At 29.3% G+C, this 19244-nt stretch carries 16 protein-coding genes and 1 pseudogene; 11 read left to right on the top strand and 6 right to left on the bottom strand.

Features of this window, described 5'->3' with window-relative positions:
• From CAMP5082_RS08475 to CAMP5082_RS06780, 4 genes and pseudogenes are all read right to left on the bottom strand, one after another.
• The coding region (locus tag CAMP5082_RS08475; protein ID WP_442863328.1) for a methyl-accepting chemotaxis protein at positions 1–150 on the bottom strand (150 nt) is incomplete at its 3' end.
• Positions 151–1146: 996 nt separating this feature from the next.
• A pseudogene (locus tag CAMP5082_RS08470) lies at positions 1147–1782 on the bottom strand (PDC sensor domain-containing protein); the annotation flags it as partial.
• A gap of 195 nt (positions 1783–1977) precedes the next feature.
• Positions 1978–4182: a penicillin-binding protein 1C gene (pbpC, locus tag CAMP5082_RS06785; RefSeq protein ID WP_337206291.1), complete on the bottom strand. Its 2205-nt coding sequence runs from the start codon at positions 4180–4182 to the stop codon at positions 1978–1980.
• Positions 4179–9464, bottom strand: coding sequence for an MG2 domain-containing protein (locus tag CAMP5082_RS06780; RefSeq protein ID WP_337206290.1), 5286 nt, complete (start codon positions 9462–9464; stop codon positions 4179–4181). Before CAMP5082_RS06780 ends, pbpC begins: the two co-directional genes overlap by 4 nt.
• A 100-nt stretch (positions 9465–9564) precedes the next feature.
• Here CAMP5082_RS06780 and CAMP5082_RS06775 point away from each other — a divergent pair, with 100 nt between their 5' ends.
• Positions 9565–9927 (top strand): hypothetical protein, encoded by a 363-nt coding sequence (locus CAMP5082_RS06775; RefSeq protein WP_263664050.1) that lies wholly within the window; start codon positions 9565–9567, stop codon positions 9925–9927.
• Between the two features lie 31 nt (positions 9928–9958).
• Positions 9959–10273, top strand: a complete 315-nt coding sequence (locus CAMP5082_RS06770; protein ID WP_337206289.1) for a hypothetical protein — start codon at positions 9959–9961, stop codon at positions 10271–10273.
• Here the strand turns inward: CAMP5082_RS06770 and CAMP5082_RS06765 are convergent.
• Both CAMP5082_RS06765 and CAMP5082_RS06760 read right to left on the bottom strand, forming a co-directional pair.
• Positions 10270–12141 carry a mechanosensitive ion channel family protein gene (locus tag CAMP5082_RS06765; RefSeq protein ID WP_337206288.1) on the bottom strand — a complete coding sequence of 624 codons (1872 nt, stop codon included), beginning with the start codon at positions 12139–12141 and terminating at the stop codon, positions 10270–10272. The two genes, CAMP5082_RS06770 and CAMP5082_RS06765, sit on opposite strands and share 4 nt — an antisense overlap.
• On the bottom strand, positions 12138–12776 hold the full coding sequence (locus CAMP5082_RS06760) for a carbonic anhydrase (RefSeq protein ID WP_263664047.1): 639 nt from the start codon (positions 12774–12776) through the stop codon (positions 12138–12140). The genes CAMP5082_RS06765 and CAMP5082_RS06760 overlap by 4 nt, the downstream gene beginning before the upstream one ends.
• A 160-nt stretch (positions 12777–12936) precedes the next feature.
• Here CAMP5082_RS06760 and CAMP5082_RS06755 point away from each other — a divergent pair, with 160 nt between their 5' ends.
• The 9 genes from CAMP5082_RS06755 to CAMP5082_RS06715 all read left to right on the top strand — a co-directional run bounded on the left by CAMP5082_RS06755 (position 12937) and on the right by CAMP5082_RS06715 (position 19240).
• On the top strand, positions 12937–13638 hold the full coding sequence (locus tag CAMP5082_RS06755) for a Bax inhibitor-1/YccA family protein (protein ID WP_337206287.1): 702 nt from the start codon (positions 12937–12939) through the stop codon (positions 13636–13638).
• A gap of 102 nt (positions 13639–13740) precedes the next feature.
• Positions 13741–14085 (top strand): preprotein translocase subunit SecG, encoded by a 345-nt coding sequence (secG, locus tag CAMP5082_RS06750; protein ID WP_012662194.1) that lies wholly within the window; start codon positions 13741–13743, stop codon positions 14083–14085.
• A 12-nt stretch (positions 14086–14097) separates the two neighbouring features.
• Complete coding sequence (gene frr / locus CAMP5082_RS06745) at positions 14098–14655, top strand: ribosome recycling factor (RefSeq protein ID WP_263708841.1); 558 nt, start codon at positions 14098–14100, stop codon at positions 14653–14655.
• A gap of 2 nt (positions 14656–14657) precedes the next feature.
• A complete protein-coding gene (pyrE, locus tag CAMP5082_RS06740) occupies positions 14658–15266 on the top strand; it encodes an orotate phosphoribosyltransferase (protein ID WP_263664045.1) in 609 nt (202 codons plus the stop codon).
• Positions 15266–15682 (top strand): RDD family protein, encoded by a 417-nt coding sequence (locus CAMP5082_RS06735; protein WP_263664044.1) that lies wholly within the window; start codon positions 15266–15268, stop codon positions 15680–15682. The genes pyrE and CAMP5082_RS06735 overlap by 1 nt, the downstream gene beginning before the upstream one ends.
• Entirely contained in the window at positions 15679–16701 is a 1023-nt protein-coding gene (locus CAMP5082_RS06730) for a ribonucleotide-diphosphate reductase subunit beta (RefSeq protein WP_263664043.1), read from the top strand. Before CAMP5082_RS06735 ends, CAMP5082_RS06730 begins: the two co-directional genes overlap by 4 nt.
• A gap of 123 nt (positions 16702–16824) precedes the next feature.
• Complete coding sequence (dba, locus tag CAMP5082_RS06725) at positions 16825–16992, top strand: disulfide bond formation protein Dba (RefSeq protein WP_039619427.1); 168 nt, start codon at positions 16825–16827, stop codon at positions 16990–16992.
• A 10-nt stretch (positions 16993–17002) separates the two neighbouring features.
• Positions 17003–18520, top strand: a complete 1518-nt coding sequence (gene dsbI / locus CAMP5082_RS06720) for a disulfide bond formation protein DsbI (protein ID WP_337206286.1) — start codon at positions 17003–17005, stop codon at positions 18518–18520.
• A gap of 90 nt (positions 18521–18610) precedes the next feature.
• Positions 18611–19240 (top strand): protein-L-isoaspartate(D-aspartate) O-methyltransferase, encoded by a 630-nt coding sequence (locus CAMP5082_RS06715; protein WP_087699868.1) that lies wholly within the window; start codon positions 18611–18613, stop codon positions 19238–19240.
• Positions 19241–19244: the final 4 nt, after the last annotated feature.

The following is a 19244-nucleotide window of genomic DNA, read 5'->3' as shown; positions in this document are numbered from 1 at the left end:
TGCACGTGCTGCTTCAATAGCTGCATTTAATGCAAGTAGGTTAATTTGATCAGCAATATCTCTAATAACATCGGTTACATCTTTAATATCACTACTTTGTTTAATAACCTCTTCAGTTCTTGCTGCTACTGCATTCATAGAAGCACTCATTTCTTCAACTGCAGCTGCACTTTCTTGTAAAGAATCGGCTTGTTTTTGCGCACCATCATTAAGTTTTAAAACACTCTCTTTTAAAGAATCAGCCTTAGTTTGAAGCATTTCACCTTGTTTTAATGAAGCCTGAAGCATTTTTCTAATCTCTGCACCTACTGCATTAAGTGATTTTTCTATCTCACCTTCTGCATTTTCAAGTTTATCTGAAAAATCAAGATTTTGAAAACTTGCAAATACTCTTTCTATTTCATTTAAATCTTTACCGATTTTTTCTTGCATATCATCAAGCATTTTGTTTAATACTTCTTTTAATTCTACAAGTTTTGGATTTACAGGATTTGCTTCTATCCTTTGAGTGAAATATCCTTTTTCTATTTCACAAGAAACTTCTAAGATATTTTGTACAGTGATATCATCTTTTTCTAAACAAGTATGAATATACTGAACATTATCATTAATCACACCAGCCATTTTACCAATTTCATCATTATATCTAGGTTTTAAAACTTCAACTGTTGAAATTTCATGATTTAAATATTTAAAGAATTTCATCATGTGTTCTTGTAATCTTGCAATTCTATTTGTTATTATAGTTTTCATACTAATTCCAAGAACTAATATTATAATAACTATAGCAACTAAACCACTTATTAGTATAACATTTCTTAATTCAGCAATAGAAGCATCAATAACCTTTTGCGGTGCAACAGCAAGCATAGACCATAAAATTCCTGTATTAGGCCATACTTCAAAAACTCTTATTGCTCCATGATATTTCGAACCATCATCCGCAATATAATCAATACTTACAACCTGCACTTTCTTTATAGATTCAACAACATTGGTGGCATTTTTATTTACATCGGTTATTTTTCTTGTAACAAAATCTGCATTTGGATGTGTAGCTATAATCCCTCCGTTAGATAATAATATTCTTCTATCTCCTTCAAAAACAGATCTAGAAGGATCATTAAAATCATTAGCTAATACTTTCATATCAAATATCATACCAAGCACACCTAAAACTTTTCCGTGTTTGTCTACAAGTGGTGTGGCTATATTTGAACCAAATATTTTTTCGCCATTAATATTAAACCATCTTGGTTCTCCAAAATACAATTTATCGCCACCCATAATATGTTTAATACCCCTTAAAGATGATAAATCTTCACTTGCTTGTATAGTTTTCATACCGCCAGGGTTCAATATATCTGAGTCTTTCATTAATACCATAAATTCATTCTTACTTGTAAAGTATTTATTATCTAAACCCATATTTTTATAAGTTGACCCATCTTTTAAATAATAATACCCATAAGCAATAGTAGAACTAGCATCTATAGTTTCACCAAGAATATTTTCTATTCTTTTTTCTGATATAGGACCCTCTTCAAGTAAGGTGTTGAAGATTTTTTGTGTTCCAATAGCAGAAATAAAAAATGATTTTATAGCAGCTTCAGCAGAATTTGTATAGCGAAAAACTGAAGTAACAAGCGTTTTGTCAATCTGCTGAGTTAAAGTGTTTGTAGATTTTTGTATAATCAATAAAGACAAACTAGCCAAAATTAAAACAACAGTTGACACTACAATAGCGATAACTTTTGTACTAAGTTTTAATTGCTTCCACATTAAGTACTCCTTAAGCAAAGTAAAATATTTTTATAATTATAAAAACTTATCATTAAATAAAAATAAAAATTATTATATTTTTATTTTTATTTTATAAATAATTTTAAACAAGTATGTTTTTTTGCTAAAATATCTATAAAATATATATGACGTGGGGGCAACGGATTTTTAACTAATGAAATTTGCTATTTATATTTAAAATATATTAAAAGTTATAAAATCGATTTGTCCATTTTCACTAATAATACTAAGAGTATACTTGCCTTTTTTTAAATTTAAAGCCAAAGATTCTTCCTTGCCTTCGAAAATTAACTCTTGATTTAAATACCAAAAAAGTTTTTCTTTCTTAGGATTTATGAGTTTAATTAACAATTTTTGCTTACTCTTTAAGTCTTTTGGCAAAATGATATTGAGATTATTTATTGGATAAATAATTTTTAAATTTTGATTATAATTTTGCAAATTTTGCCTTTCTTTTGCAAAAAATGCTTGTGCTTTAGAAGGTAAATTTAATATAATCTTTTTCTTTGCATGGATGAAATTTTGATCTAAAGAATCAACTTCTTTGTTTTTATACATAAAAACTTCTTTTAAAAATGGCGAAGTCCTTAAAACATTTGCACTTTGTGGGTAAAATACCTCTTTAAAATCAAATTTATAATCATATCTATATCCTGTTTGATTTTCTATCTTTATAGTAACTAAATCACTAGGCTTTTCAAATTCTAAATTAACCCCATCAAGTAAAGATAAAAGCTCAAAAAATAGTTCTCCTGCTATACTCACACCATATAAATTTGCATTTGCTTCGCCATTAAAATTTCCAACCCATACTCCTAAAGTGTATTTTGGAGAAGTTCCTATAGCCCAGGCATCTTTTCTACCATAACTTGTGCCTGTTTTCCAAGAGATGATAGTATTAAAATCATATTGTCTTAAACCTACTCTATCTAAATCCTTTAAGGTTTGTAAGGTTAAAAAGCTTGCTCCATCACTAATAAATTTTTTATTTTCTTTAGTAAATGTATTTTCTTCATACAAAAGCTCTTTAAAGTTTCCATAATTTCCAAGCCCTAGATAAATTTTTACCATATCTTCTAAACTAAATTCTTTTGTGCCCAAAATCAAAGAAAGTCCATATTTTTTAAAATTTTCATCTTCAAAATCTAAAATATATTTGAGTTTATAAAAAAACTTCTCATACCCATATTCTGCAAGCAAGCTTACAAAAGGGATATTAAGTGATTTTTGCAAAGATTCTTTTGCACTAATAAAACCATGATATTTTTTATTTGCATTTTGTGGAACAAAATTAGAAAAAAATGTAGGCACATCAAGCATTAAAGATTCAGGCACTATAAACCCCTCATCTATAGCAAAAGCAAAAAGTAAAGGTTTTAAGGTTGAACCCACACTACGCTTTGCAATAACTCCATCAACTTGACCAAAACTTGAAAAATCATAAAAATCATTAGAACCTACATAAGCTAAAACTTTATTTGTTTTGGTATCTGCTAATAATATAGCTAAATTTTTTATACCCTTTTGCTCTAATTTATAAGAATATTCCTTAGCTTTTTCTTCAAATTTGATTTGAATTTTTTTATCTATACTAGAAATGATTTTTTCTTTATCCGCTAAAAGCCTACGTGCTAAATGCGGAGCTAAGTTTTTTCTTGCTTTAAAACTAGGAAGTTTTTCAGCCTTTGCAAGAGTTAAGATATCTTTAGAAAAATATCCCTTTTCAAAAAGCCTATCAAGCAAGGCATTGCGTTTTTTTAAAAGCTTATCTTTGTTTTTTTCAAGATTAATCAAACCTGGATTATTAGGAAGCACAGCAAGCAAGGCTGCTTCACTCCAAGTAAGATCTTTTAAATCTTTTTCAAAATAAAACAAACCCGCACTTGCAACACCTACTAAATTTCCTCCATAAGGGGCATTGTTTAAATAAAGCTTTAGAATTTCATCTTTTTCATAAGCACTTTCTAAAGCAAAAGCTTTGATGATTTCGTTAAATTTATTAAAATATGTGCGTTTATTTTGCTCTAGAAGTTTGATTGTTTGCATAGAAATTGTACTTGCACCACTTCTTTTACTTGAAAAAAGATTATTTTTAAAAGCTCTTATAAGCGCTAAAAAATCTACTCCATAATGAAAATAAAAATTTTTATCTTCATATAAAAGAACTGCACTTTTTAATTTTTGCGGTATAAACTCACTCTCTAAATGCCATTGTTCGTTAGAATCTAAAAATACACTAAGAATTTCTTTGTTTTTATCAAGCAAAACCTTGCTATAAGTGCCTTTAAATAAATCCTTGCTATCAAAACTAAAATAAACTAAGCCTATGTAAAAACATAGGCTTAAAAAGCATATTGCAAGGCTTATTTTGATCTTCACTGCACTACTTTGACTCTTTTACTCTCACTTAAAGCTTTATAAGCATTATCATACATTGCTTCAGCATAAGCTCCACTCAAAGTATAAACACCTGGAGTAACAGCACTTAATTTCACAAAAAATTCTCTTGATTCATCAGAATATAAAGGAAAGAAATACATGATTTTATCATCTCTTATATCGACAAAATCATAATAAGAATTTTTTACAAAATCAGGAGCTTCATCATCTAAAAGATCATGTACTATCTCCCATCCACTTGGTAAAATTTGAGTTAAAGCTATATTAGAAGTACCTGGATAATTTTTATTTGATATTTTTAATTTCATATAAAAAATTTGAGAACTTTTTATAGTGCTTTCATCTATTTCATTTCCATTTTCATCATAAAAACTTCTTTCTATATACATACGCTGTGCAAAAGGTTCAGCAATACCTTTTTTAATACCCTCTACTCCAAAATGCACATAAGTATCTTCTTTAGCTTCTATCAAAGCACCACCTTGATTAAACTCAAATTTAGAAAAACTTGCATTGAGCTTTTTACTCTCACCATTAATTTTTACACTTGCATTAATGGTTTTAGAACTTTCATCACTAAAGCTATTTGCCAAAGCATATAAAGCATAACCTGTGCTTTGAGTGCTAAGCCAAGCTTGGCCTTCTAAAGTTTTTTTAATATCATCTAATAATTCATCATTATCTTTACTATAGATTATTTTATACGCATTTGCAATAATAGCTTCATCTCTTAGAAAAGATCCATAGGTGTGAGTATAATTAGCTTTTTCATCAGGCTTTATGCTTAAATTTTTAGCTATATTCAAAGCTACCTCATCAAAACCTGCTAATTTATAAGCTGCACTAAGTTGCCAAAGACTCACATTGTTTAAGCTTTGCAAATAAGCACTATCTTCATAAATAGCATTCATTATGCTTAAATTTGGCTCTTTTGCTAAGGCTAAAAGATATAAAGAATTTATTCTAATTTCTTTATTTGTTTGAGCTTTTAAAACATAGCGTTTTTGATAATCAAGCCATGCTTTAAACATACCCTCGCTCACATAATAACCTCTTTCTTTAGCCAAAATCATAAACATACCCGCATAATTACTTCCCCAAGCATCAGAATCTTTAAGTCCTTGCCAATAAGCAAAACCACCATTGGCAGTTTGAAAATTTGCGTATTTACTTAACAATGCATTGATATTGTTAATATTTTTTTGTTCATTTGCTCCTTGATCAAGTTTTTGTAAAAAAAGTTGTGGTAAAACTGCTGAAGTGCTTTGTTCTATACATCCATAAGGATAATTTTGCAAGTATTTTAATCTGTGATTTATATTTAAAATAGGCTTAGAACTCACACTTAAAAACGCCACTGGATTAATATGATCTTGTGTGATTTTAAACTCCATAGAGGTATTTGCAGGAATTTTAAAAGATTTACCCTCGTAAGCAATGGTATTTAGTGCTTTTATGTCAATTTGAGTATTTTGAGTATAAGTGTAATCTTTTGCATTTAAACTTAACTCTATTTCTTCTACTCCAAGCTTGTTTGAATTTACTTTTGCATTAACATAAATATCTTTGCTTTTTTCATTGCCAAAATCAATTAAAATTTCATCGTTTTCAAAATTTATGAGTGAATTTTTTGTTTTTAGTTTAAGTTTTGCATTTTTTACATCATCATCTACTTTAAATACTTGCACCAAAAGCTTAAACTCATCATCAAGCCTTAAAGCCCTTGGCAATGTTTCAAGCATTACAGCAGGTGCGCTAACTTGGATATCTTTAGAAGCACTACCAAAACCTGCTAAGTTGTTTGCCACTACCATAACTCTAACCGAACCTAAGTATGATGGCATATTAAATTTTAATTTTGCATAACCATTTTCATCACTTTGTACTGGCTCTTGAAACAATACAACAGGTTTAAAGCGTCTTGCTTTTTCATCATTTTTGCTTTTATTTGCTCTACTTTCTAAGAAAACATCACCGCCCGTAGTTAATACCTTAGAAGCATTAGAAATATTTTTAGCAATGATTTTATCATAGGTATCATATATACTCATGTTAAAGCGTGTTTTTTGGTAAAAATACCCCCAAATATCTGGGGTTTTAAAAGCATTCACATCAAGCAAGCCCTCATCTACAATAGCTACAGTATAAGTATAACTTTGCTTGTTTTTACTTTGAATTTCTACTTCAAAATCTTGTTTTGGCATGATTTTATCCGGTACTTTTAAATCAAGTTCAATTTTACTTTGCTCATCTACTACATTTAAAGGCACCACACCAAAAAGTCTTAAGGCTCTATCATTAGTGTATTGATCATAATCTTGAAGTAAAATCACGCTCACATAAACATTTGGCATATATTCTTTAAGAATAGGAATTTCAACCTTTGTAATATCTTCATGCGTATCTATCACAAAGCGTTTTAAAACCTTTGCATTATCATTTAAAGTAACAACGGCTTTTGCGCCCTTAACACTTTCAAATTCTATAAAAGCTGTTTCATTTGGCTTGTATTCTTTTTTATCACTTTTTATTTTTAAAGAACTCACTATATCAGCATTACTTGGCGCACCAAAACTACTAATATAAAAAAACTCTCCTGTGCTTGTTTTACTTTGTGTATCTTCAAGTTCTATGAACATTTCACCATGATATTCTTTTGGATCAAATTCTATTTTAACCGGTTTATCCTTACTTAAAATACTTCCTTGAATAATGATTTGTGTGTTTTTATCTTTTTTGAGTGATTTTAAAAAATCATCATAATTATCATAATCCCACCACCAAGAATAATCATTTGCATAAATAGTATATTTAATTTCCCTATTTGCTATCAAATTCTCATCAAAATCACTCACAATGGCTTCAAAATTGATAATAGAACCTGAGCTTAAATAGTGATTTTTTAAACGCTTAATACCTACAAAATACTCATGCAATATTACTTGTGAATTTACAAGTGCTTCAACCGATCTTGAACCTTTTTCAAAAACCCTAGCCCTTATGCTAGCTTCTAAATTATATGGGGTATTTTTTAAAAAGTCATTTAAAATAAATTCTTGCTTTGTAAAGCCATTTTCATCTAACATACCTTTTAAATTATCTTGATATTTTTGCACTAAAACACTAGGATTTGAAAAAATGTATTCTGGGTATTTTAAATTTTTATATTCTTTTTTACTTACAAATAAATCAGCTTGATATTGTAAATTACTCGCTGGTGTTCCAAAAAGATATTTTGAACTAATATTAAAATCTAATTTTTCATTTTCTTTTATACTTTTTGGAGCTTGCATAGATACTTTTATACGATTTGACACTATATTTTGTACTAAAATTTCTTTATCAAAAATCGTATTTGCAAATTCAACCCTAGCTAAATACACTCCACTTAAAGCTTGTTGATCAAGTGAAATCTTTTTATAAAAAGTTCCATTACTCAAAGGCTCAAGCTTGATTTTATCCAAAAGCTTTTTATTGCGTGGGTCAAAAAAACTTAAAAATATTGGATGATTAACAGCTCCTTTATCATTTCTTGCAACCATAGTTAAATGGATATCATCACCTGGTCTATAAACCCCTCTTTCTGTGTAAATAAATACTTTATTTTGAGAAGTTAAATCAAAACCATCAACATCAAAACCATCATACAATAAAGGCGAACTTAAACGTAAAATAGAAGCTTGTTTATCTTTTGAAGCAATGATAAATAAAGCTTTTGATTCATCAATACCATCAAAAACAGCCAAACCATTATCATCACTCATTTTAGAAGCTAAAACTTGATTGCTTTTGCTAATAACATCAACCTTAACCCCACCTAAAGCCTTTTGCGTGGTAAAATCTCTCACATCTACAAAAAGCTTTTTATTTAAATTTTGAGCAATCAAAGCTATATCTGAAAAAATTAAGTTCTTGCTTACTTTTGCTTTTTGGTTAAAAAATCTATATTTTTTCCAACTCTCCATTCCCTCATCAAAAACATAATCAACATCTTCTTCTTTAAAATAAAGCTTGACTATAAACACACCACTTAAATCTTTCAAACCATCTAACACTATCTCATTTTCTTGCCATTGATTTTTGGTATTTTTTATATCAAAGTCTTTTTTTAACACTATTTCACTAGTATAATCACTCTCTGAAAAAATATCACTATCATAATCGCTTAAATTTTTAGCACCTTGAAGATTTTTATATCTTAAATATTCACTTAAGTTATTTGAAAATACTTGATAAACTTCCAAACGAACCTTTTTAATATTCATACTCTTAAAAGCTATTTTTTTACTCGCCTTGCTAGATAAAAACACTCCTTGATTTGTAAAACTTATAGCAGGCTCATAGTCTTTTAAACTTACTTGAGTTTTATAATTTTCTTTTGTACTAATTCCATCAGCACTTTTAATCCCTTGAGCAAGTTGAATTTCATAAGTTTTATTTGGGGAAAAATTACCTGTAAGCTTGATTTTATTTCCAAAAGCTAATGCCTTAAAATCTACTTCTGGGGTAATAAAAATCAATTCTTTTAAATTCTGATCTTGTGAAATATTTTGAGAAAAAAGCAATTCTATGTTTTTATTAACTATATTTGCATTTTGAAAAACAAATTCGCTCTTTGCAAGCAAAATATACTCTAAATCTATATTTTTCTCTAAACCTAAAATTTCTTTATCAAAAACTACTTTTACATTAGTATTAGTATTTTTGATACTTAGTGCTTTAGAATATATACTTGCTATATCACCTTGGATGATGATTTTATCTATTTGAATTTCTTTTTCTTGTGCAGTAATTTTAATAGCTTTTAACAATTCATCTTTATTAAGAGTATAAAAACTTTGAATATTTAAAATTAATACACTCTCATCATTTGAAATATTTTGAAAATATCCTTTAATATCTAGTTTTTCAAAAGGAGTTTGGACTTTTAATTGCACTTTTTCATTTGCTAAAATATCATTTAAATCTATAAAAATATCATATGCTTGATTTGCTTTTAAAGCTGTAAAAATATTTAATCTTGTGGGTGTTTCAAACTCATATTTTACTTTTGTCTTTTGATTATTAACAATAATTTCTCTTTCTTTTATAACGCCTATTTCTTGATTAATAATATTAGTATTAAACTCTATAAAAATACTTTGCGTGTTTTCATTAAAACCATAAGCTCTTATAGCAGAGCTTTTATCTTCATTTTTAGAACAAGCAAACAATAAACTTGCAAGCAAAAATGCAAAAAAACAATGTAAAAACCTTCTCATAAATACCTCATTTTAGTAAATTTTTTAAATTATATCTAAATTCACTCTTGCTTCACTCAAAAAATTATATAATTCTTGCATAAAAAATAAAGGAGAAAAAATGAAAAAGAAAATCGCTACATTATTAACAGTTTTAGGTCTTTCAAGTCTTGCTTATGCAGATGGAATTTATGGAGTGATAGTAGATGTAAATGATGGTGCAAAAACCATTTTAATTGACACCACTTACGGTCAAAAAATGAATGTAAAAATTCTACCAAATACTGAAATTGATATGGATGATTGTGGTATTTTTGGTATGGATAAATACGGCACTTTTAGAGATTTAAAAGTAGGAACTTTTATAGAAGCTGAAGTTTTCCATGGCTATGCTCAAACAACACCAAATCCACAAACACCAAATCAAGTTCAAAATATAACTGCTAAAGAAATCAAAATCGAATGCAAAAAAAGAGCTTATTAAGCAAAATAACTCCTAAAAAGGAGTTATTTTAATGCGTTTTTTTCTTATGCTAGTTTGCATTAGCACTTTTGCATTTGCTTATAAAGTTCAAGGCATCTTAAAAAATACCACAGCTCACACAATAAGCATTCAAACAAGTTTTGATAATAATTTAATCATCACAATTTTACCTCAAACACGTATTGATGTTTATGGTTGTGGAATTTTTGGAAGCAATAAAAAACAAGCTAATGTACAAGATTTAAAAAAAGGAAGCCTTGTTAAAATTAAAGGCAGTAAAAATGGAAGTATTATCATCGCTGAAAAAATTATAGTTGAATGCGATAATCAAAGAAGAGCTTATTAAGATAATAGCTCTTCTTTGTCTTCTTTATTGATTTTTTCTATATAAAGACTTTGCGAAGGAAAAGCAAAGCTGAGTTTATTTCTTTCAACAATTTTCATTAACTCAAGCAGAATACTTTGTCTTGCCTCTCTAAAACCACCTGCATCTACTGCTTTGGTATAAAAATATACTTCTATATCAATAGAACTTGCACCAAAACCACTCACAGCCACATAAGTGTTATTTTTATACCCTTCTAAGTCATTTACTGAAACTAAATTTTGTCTGTATCTAGCGCGTGTTCCACCATGATTTAACGCGCTATCATCAACTTGGGCTATCAAAGGACTAGTAGCTAATAAATATCTTATATCTTCTACACATTGTTCAAGTTGCTCAGGTCTTGCATCATAAGTGACACCGATAAATAATTTTACATGGCGTCCTATTTTTCTTTTACTCCAATTTTTTATATTTGTTCCCATGATGGTTGAGTTTGGTAAAAATACTAAAGAATTATCAAAAGTTCTAATGGTGGTTTTTCTAAGTCCAATTTCTACTATGGTTCCTTCTATACCTGAAATTTCCACCCAATCGCCTTGATTAAAACTATTATCAAAAAGTAAAAGCACAGAAGCAAAGAAATTTGCGATAATATCCTTAGCTGCTAATGCCACCGCCAAACCACCAATACCTAAAGATGCAATTAATGCTGAAATATTAAATCCTAAGTGCGCTAAAACAAATAAAACAGCTATTACTATAATGATAAAATATAAAATTTTAATGATTAAATTAACCACTTCACGCTTACCACTTTTTTCAGCAAGCTTTGCAACAATCACCATGCCATAACTATCAAAGATATTTATCACAAGCCAAGCAGTTAAAATAACATAAGCAATAGATAAAATATTGCTAATTCTTATATCAACAGGCGCAGGATAGTAAAAAATAGTAAAACAAATTCCTATAGCATAAGTAAATAAAAACCAACCTACCGGCCCTTGAAGTTTTTCTAGAAAATGAGTTTTTATCTCCATATTAGCTGAATTTTTTCCAAATAAGCGTATAAGTATAAAATATAAAATCTTTGCTAGATAAAACTTCAAAGAATAAAAAAAGACAATTACAGCGATAGAAATGACTATTTTTCCAAGATTTACGCTACTAATAGAAGTTTGTTCATTAATATAATTAATCGCATTTTGCAAACCTAAACCTGTAAATAAAAAATTAGTTTCAAGCAAACTAGCATTGTTTCTTAGATAAACTAAAATTTCATTATAAGATTTTATAGCATTTCTTAAATTATTTTCATTGATTTCTAAGGTTCTAAGCTGAGCAATATCATTAATTTTTTCTTTATCTAAGGTAAAATTAAAAACCATATCTTCTTTAAGCACATCAATACTTTTATCAATAATGCTTCTTATAGTCTGACTTTGTGCTCCTTCGATAAAAACTTTTTCTAATTCAAAGATGCATAGGTAAAAATGTTCTGCAGAGGTTAAATTTAAAAGTTTAATTTTATTATCCACATAATCATAATATCTTTTCTTAGCTTGAGCATTTTCAACACTTTTTTGCAAAGCATTTTTAGTTTGTAAAAAGTCTTTTGCCTCTTTATCATCAATTTTTTGAGATACCATTTTTAAAGGTAAAGTAGTTAAAATTGCAGCTTTTTGTTTTTCTATTTCTTTAATATTATCTTGAAATTCACTGCTATTTGTATCGCTATTTTTAAAACTTTCTAAAAGTAAATTTAGCTCTATGTAATTTTGCACTAGGGCAAAAATACTATTTTTATCCTCTAAAGCGTTTTTTTCTTGTGCATATAAAGCATTAACAAATAAAAAAAGCAAAATAATGCTAAAAATCTTTTTCATGGTTTTCTCGCTCTCTCTTGAATTAAAACAAAATTTTCAAAATTAAAATCATACTCATAAATTTCACCCGTTTCTATGATGTAATACCAAGCATGGAGTTCAATTTCTTTTTTATTTAAAGCTTCTTCAACGCCTGGATAAGTTAATAAATTTTGCAAAGAATTTACCAAATTCATTTTTTCAGTCATCCAAGAACGCATAGCTAAATCACTACCTGCAATCTTTAAAACCTTATTTTTTATAGGCTCAAGCAAAGTAAGCCATTTTTTGACATTAGGCATATTTTTTAAATCATTTTCGTTTGCATATAAAGCCGCGCAGCCTCCGCAATTACTATGACCGCAAACTATAATATTTTTTATATGTAAAGAATTAAAAGCATATTCAATAGCTGAAGTAGTTGCTAAAAAATCATCCCCGACTCTATAAGGTGGAACGATATTGCCTATATTTCTTACAACAAAAAGCTCGCCTGGACCTGTATTAGTGATTAAGTTTGGTATCACTCTTGAATCAGCACAACCTATAAAAAGCGTATGAGGATTTTGCTTGTTTTTTAAACTTTCAAAAAGCTCTGCATGCTCTTTAAAATCTTCTTGCATAAATTTTAAAGCACCATCGATCAAGTCTTTCAAGAATAGTCCTTTTTTGTATTTTAACAAGACATTATACTAAAATTATTTTTACTTAAACCAAATCAATAAATTTATTTTTTGTTATATTTTTATGTAGTTTTAATCTTTCATTTATCTTTTTTTTGTAAATTTTGGTTTTAAAAATTATTGGAGGATTTTAATGAGTCTTTATGATAGAGATTATTCTAACTCTAAAACTCAAGAATTTGAAGGTTATGCTAGAAGTGATTTAAGCATTTTTATAAAACAAACTTATCAGCTTTTTGCTGCTTCATTATTAGCTGCAACAGCGGGCGCTTACATAGGAATTTTTGCCCTAGCGCATTTATTTGCACAATCTCAAGCAACTTTTTGGATTTTATTTATTGTTGAAATTGGTTTATTGTTTGCATTACAATGGAAAAAAAGAGAAGCTCCGCTTAATTTAATTTTACTTTTTGCCTTTACTTTTGTTTCAGGGCTTACTTTAACACCACTTTTATATTCAGTTTTAGCACTTCCTGCAGGGGCTAGCATCATCGCTCAAGCTTTTGCTTTAACAACAGTAGCTTTTGGTGCTTTAAGTGTATTTGCTATGAATACAAAAAGAGATTTTACTATGATGGGAAAAATGCTTTTTATAGCTTTAATCGTTATCGTAGTGGCTTCTTTAATTAATCTATTTTTCCAAAGCTCACTTGTGAGTTTAGCTATTTCTAGTATTGGTGCAATTTTATTTTCTTTTTACATCCTTTATGATACTCAAAACATCATTAGAGGAAACTATGAAACACCAATCGAAGGCGCAGTTGCTCTTTATCTTGATTTTATCAACCTTTTCATCTCTCTTCTTAATATTTTAAGAAGCTTTAATAGCAGATAAAAATTTGCGAGATTTTTTCTCGCAAATTTTCTTTACCTCTTTCAAGTTTTTATCAAACTTTTTAAGTTAAAATACTCATTTTATTTTCAATAAGGAAAATTCATGACTACTCTTTTAATTATTTTGCAATTTGCAATTGTTGTGATTATTTGTATTGCAGTTTTATTACAAAAAAGTTCAAGCATAGGACTTGGAGCTTATAGTGGAAGTAATGAAAGTTTATTTGGAGCAAAAGGTCCTGCGGGATTTTTGGCTAAATTTACTTTTGTAATGGGTGTTTTACTTATTGCTAATACAATTGCTCTTAGCTATATGTATAATAATGCTAATTCTAACTCACTTGCTGAAAAAGCAGAACAAATTTTACCAAAAGCACCTGAGACAAACACAACTAACATTCCAGTTGCACCAAGTGCCCCAATTAGCGAAAGCAACACTAGCAAATAAAAAGGATAAACCATGCTAAATGAAATTTATACCAAACAAAAACAACAATCAGATAAAAGCTTAGAGGCCTTAAAAAAAGATTTTACCACTATAAGAACTGGTAAAGTAAATATCAACATACTTGATCATATTCATGTTGATTATTATGGTAGTGTAACCCCGCTTAATCAGGTAGCAACAGTTTTAGCAACCGATGCTTCAACTATTAGCATTACTCCTTGGGAAAAATCAATGCTAAAAGCTATAGAAAGTGCCATAGCTGCAGCAAATATAGGAGTAAATCCAAACAATGATGGTGAAAGTGTGAAATTATTCTTTCCACCTATGACAAGAGAACAAAGAGAAGAAAATGCTAAAAATGCCAAAGCTATGGGAGAAAAGGCTAAAGTGGCTATTAGAAACATTAGAAAAGACGCAAATGATGCGGTTAAAAAATTAGAAAAAGATAAAGCAATTTCAGAAGATGAAGCCAAAAAAGCTTATGATGAGGTTCAAAAACAAACTGATAATTACACAGCAAAAGTAGATGAATTAGTTAAAAACAAAGAAGCAGAACTTTTAAAGGTTTGATAATGAACTTAGAACAAATTTATAAAGATTGTGGGGCATACCTACAAGGGCATTTCTTGCTTAGCTCAGGGAAACACTCTGAGTTTTACCTTCAAAGTGCTAAAGTTTTAGAAAATCCAAAACTAGCAGGTGAGCTTTGTGAGGAGCTTGCAAAAGTTATTGCTAGCTTTAACATTGAATTTGATAGCATTTGTTCTCCTGCCTTGGGTGGAATTTTAGCAGGTTATGAGCTTGCTAGAGCTTGCAATAAACGCTTTATTTTCACTGAGCGCGTAGAAGGAGTGATGAGTCTTAGACGTGGTTTTGAAGTAAAAAAAGGCGAAAAATTTATCGTTTGTGAAGATATTATTACAACAGGTGGTTCTGCACTTGAGAGTGCAAAAATCATCGAAAGCTTAGGTGGGGAAGTAGTAGGTTTTGCAGCTTTAGCAAATCGTGGTTTTTGCGCGGTAAAAAATTTAAACAACCCTAGAAAAGAAAATGCAAAACTGCCTGCAAATTTACCACTTTTTGCACTAGGAAATTTCGAATTTGATATTTATGAAGCAAATGCTTGTCCACTTTGTGAAAAAGGCACCAAAGCTATCAAACCTGGTAGTCGTGGAAACTAATGAAAACTAAAGCAAAAATAGCTACTCGCTTTTTAAGATTTAAAGCTTTTTTGATTGATCTATTTTTGCTTTATGTGCCTGTTTTATATTTATTTTATTTTACACTTGGCTCTAAAGAAGCTTTTTTAAACAATCAACTTATAATTTTTTTATGTTCTTTGCTTTTTGGGCTTATACAGGCCTTATTTTTAGCAAAAAAAGCTCAAAGTCCTGGACTTAAAGCTTATGATTTATATTTAATTGATCTTAAAAATGGCCAAAAACTTAATTTTTTTAGAATACTCTTACGCTATATAATTTTTATCGTAAGTTTTGGTTTATTGATTGGGTTTTTGGTAAGTTTTTTAAGAAAAGATACTTTGGCTTTGCATGATATTTTAAGCCAAAGTGTTATTGTCACAAAGGTAGAAAAATGAATAGAAAAAGAATTTATAATCCAAAATCAAATGAAACTTTAAATGATAGAAAAGTATTTAATGGCAATCCTCATGGGATTTTAAATTTTACTAAAGCAAAATACACTTGGGCTTTAAAGCTTTGGGATTTAATGGAGGCAAATACTTGGTTTCCAAAAGAAGTAGATACAACCAAAGATGCACTTGATTATCGCTGTAATCTAACCGTAGCAGAAAAAAGAATGTATGATTTAGTTTGGTCTCAACTTATCTCAATGGATAGTTTTCAAACAAACAATCTTGCTGATAATATCAATCCTTACATCACAGCGCCTGAAATCAATGCAGTTTTAGCAAGACAAGCTTATGAAGAAGCAAATCACTCAAAATCTTATGCAGTAATGGTTGAAGCAATCTGTGAAAATACAGACTTAATTTACGAAATGGAAAAACATGATGAAACTTTAAGAGAAAAAAATGATTTCATTTCAAGCATTTATGAAGAATTAGCTGGCGAAGTAGATGATAACAAACTCTTACTTGCAATGGTAGCAAATCAAATCTTAGAAGGAGTGTATTTTTATAGTGGTTTTACTGCTATTTATGCTTTAGCGCGCGCAGGGAAAATGCTAGGATCAGCACAAATGATACGCTTTATACAAAGAGATGAGATTACACATTTGCTATTATTTCAAAATATGATTAATTCTGTGCGCAAAGAAAGACCTGATTTGTTTAATGATACCAATGTAAATAAAATCTATGATATGTTTAAAAAAGCAGGCGAACTTGAAATTAAATGGGGTAAATACATCACTCAAAATCAAATCATGGGCTTTACAGATGATATTATAGAAGAATATATTCATTATCTTGTTGATCAAAGACTAATTGCTATTAATCTTGATAAAATTTATAATGCAAAACATCCTATTAAATGGGTGGATGATTTTTCTAAATTTAATGATCAAAAAAGCAATTTCTTTGAAAGCAAGGTTACAAATTACTCCAAAGGAAGCTTAAGTTTTGATGACTTCTAAGTCACAAAACTACTCATTTTTTATACTTTTTAAATCAAATCTCTTTTTTAATTTAATATTTTATTTTTATTTATTCTAATATAGTAAAATCGGCGGTTTTTATTTTATTTATAAGGAGTAATTATGGAGTTTTTAGAACTTTTGTTAATCTTTATCGCCATAGTTCTCATGATAGTTAAACCAGAAAAAGAAAAACTAGCTTTTTCTATACTTGTAATTTCATGGGCTATTATGGTATTTGACTATTTAGGTCGCAAATCAGGCGCAATCTTAGGCCTAATGAATCTATAAGGTGGCAAATATGTGTGATATTAACAAAACTAAATTCTTTTACTTTTTAATGTGTTTAGCAGGCTTTTTGGTTATCTTAATGCCTGTTGGAACTGCAAACTTAATTTTTGGCTATATGCTAGGTGATAGCCCTTGTACTTCTTGTTGGGGTCAAAGAGAATCAATGATTTTCATCGGTGTAGCGGCTTTATTTATTGTGCGCTATGGTGTGAAAGGTAAATTTTTAGCTTTCCTTTTAATCGCAACTGCTTTTGGTTTATGGCAATCATTCAACCATGTTAGTTGGCATGCACATCGTGATCTTGATCAAGGTTTTGGCTTACCTATTTTTGGCTTACATACTTATTTTTGGGCTGAAGTAGTATTTTGGGCTGTAGTTTTATTGCTTGGTGTTATTTTTGCTTTTGCTCCAAAATTTGGTTCTTTTGAAAAAGAAATGGAAGGAGCTAGCTTTAGAAAACTAACCAAATTTAACTTAGCTGCTATGGTTATTGTTGCTTTTATCGTAGCTTCAAATGTATTCCAAGCCTTTGTAAGTACCGGTCCTATCCCATATAGCGGACAAGGTGATCCAGTTCGTTTTAGTTTAAATCCAAAATACATCATTTGGTCTGATTCAGGTTGGAGTAAAAGCTGGAAAAGTTTCTCTATACTTGGCGCACGCGATGTAAAAGAACCTGATTTTGCTTTTGCGCCTGCTAGTGAAAAATTAGGTATTCAATTTGATAATAATATTAGTAATGCTCCATTTGCAAATATCGACGAGAGCTTAAAAATAGCTAGCGAAACCAAAATAGAATTCCCTAAAGCTATCAATACGCTTGATTATATCAATGGAGAGTATATTGCAAGTTCAAAATGGGAAGTATTTTTCCTAGATAATAATTTTAGCACTAAAGTTGATTTTGTTTTAGATCCATATTTTTCAGCTACAATAAACCCTATCGTAGGAATTATCCCTTATTTAGATAACAAATACATCTTAATGGGTTCTAATAAATCTTTCTTAAGATTTGCTCAAAATCCTAATGCAAATGAGGCTTTACAATATGCTGACTTTATGAAAGGGGCAAATAATTTCGAAGGTCAAGGCAAAGATCTTGGTCGTGGTAGAATTGATACAGTTAGAGCTAAATTCCACCATATCTTAAGTACAACTACCGATGGAAAATATATGTACACAGCAACTGTTCCAAACAATAAAGACGCTAAAACTTTTGTAATTTCTAAAATTTCTTTAGCAGATAGAGTTCTTTCAGCTGAATTTACTCCTAAAGCTGATTTAAAGGAAGGGAAAACACTAGGCGATCTTTATGTAACTTCAATGGCGTTTAAAGATGGTAAAATTTATGCATTAAGTAAAAAATATAATGTTATTGCTGTAATTGATCTAGATAAAGAAGAAGTTGTAAAAACTATTTCTTATCCAGAAAATATAACTAATGCAAGAAGCTTATTCTTTAAAGATGGCAAAATGCACATCTTATCTTATCAAGATGGATCAAACATCCTTTATACATTTGATTAATCTTAAGGCGTTTTTACGCCTTAAGGATTTTAAAGCTAGATAAATAAAATTTAAGATAAAATAACACTTTTTATTAAGGGGTGCTTATTGATTCATATATTTGAACAAAAACAATGTCAAACTATGGCAGAAGAAATTCGCAAAAATACTTTTATCAATGAAGAATTATTTGAAGCTTTTTGTTCTACTCCAAGAGAAATTTTCTCGCCTTTAAAAATGCATGCTTATAGACTTGATGCGCTTCCTTTAATGGGTAATCAATGGATAAGCTCGCCCTTAACTGTAGCAAAAATGACCATGGCGCTTGATTTTAAAGATGCTGATAGTGTTTTAGAAATAGGTTGTGGTAGCGGGTATCAAGCTGCAATTTTAAGTAAGCTTATTAGAAGAGTTTTTACCATAGAGCGCATTGAAAAACTTGCAATTAGCGCTATAGAAAAATTTAAAAAACTAAACTATGCTAATATCCATGTAAAATTTGATGATGGGCAAAATGGTTGGAAAAATTATGCACCTTATGATAGAATTTTATTCTCAGCTTATATAGAGCATATTCCAAATGTATTATTTGATCAACTTGAAAACAATGGAATTTTAGTAGCTCCTTTACTCATAGGAAATCAACAATTCATCACTAAATTTACCAAAAAAGATGGCGAGATTAGCAAAGAAGTTTTAGATGAATGCCTTTTTGTGCCTATTAAAGATGGTAAAGAATAATCTT

Origin of the sequence: Campylobacter sp. LMG 17559, assembly GCF_024723605.1 — a bacterium.
GTDB lineage: Bacteria > Campylobacterota > Campylobacteria > Campylobacterales > Campylobacteraceae > Campylobacter_D.
This window is presented reverse-complemented; position numbering and strand designations above follow the sequence as displayed.

Bases quoted from the DNA above. Each gene is read 5' to 3' on its own strand.
- CAMP5082_RS06780 (WP_337206290.1), bottom strand. From the start codon at position 9,464: ATGAGAAGGTTTTTACATTGTTTTTTTGCATTTTTGCTTGCAAGTTTA.
- CAMP5082_RS06775 (WP_263664050.1), top strand. From the start codon at position 9,565: ATGAAAAAGAAAATCGCTACATTATTAACAGTTTTAGGTCTTTCAAGT.
- CAMP5082_RS06770 (WP_337206289.1), top strand. From the start codon at position 9,959: ATGCGTTTTTTTCTTATGCTAGTTTGCATTAGCACTTTTGCATTTGCT.
- CAMP5082_RS06765 (WP_337206288.1), bottom strand. From the start codon at position 12,141: ATGAAAAAGATTTTTAGCATTATTTTGCTTTTTTTATTTGTTAATGCT.
- CAMP5082_RS06755 (WP_337206287.1), top strand. From the start codon at position 12,937: ATGAGTCTTTATGATAGAGATTATTCTAACTCTAAAACTCAAGAATTT.
- secG (WP_012662194.1), top strand. From the start codon at position 13,741: ATGACTACTCTTTTAATTATTTTGCAATTTGCAATTGTTGTGATTATT.
- frr (WP_263708841.1), top strand. From the start codon at position 14,098: ATGCTAAATGAAATTTATACCAAACAAAAACAACAATCAGATAAAAGC.
- pyrE (WP_263664045.1), top strand. From the start codon at position 14,658: ATGAACTTAGAACAAATTTATAAAGATTGTGGGGCATACCTACAAGGG.
- CAMP5082_RS06735 (WP_263664044.1), top strand. From the start codon at position 15,266: ATGAAAACTAAAGCAAAAATAGCTACTCGCTTTTTAAGATTTAAAGCT.
- CAMP5082_RS06730 (WP_263664043.1), top strand. From the start codon at position 15,679: ATGAATAGAAAAAGAATTTATAATCCAAAATCAAATGAAACTTTAAAT.
- dba (WP_039619427.1), top strand. From the start codon at position 16,825: ATGGAGTTTTTAGAACTTTTGTTAATCTTTATCGCCATAGTTCTCATG.
- dsbI (WP_337206286.1), top strand. From the start codon at position 17,003: ATGTGTGATATTAACAAAACTAAATTCTTTTACTTTTTAATGTGTTTA.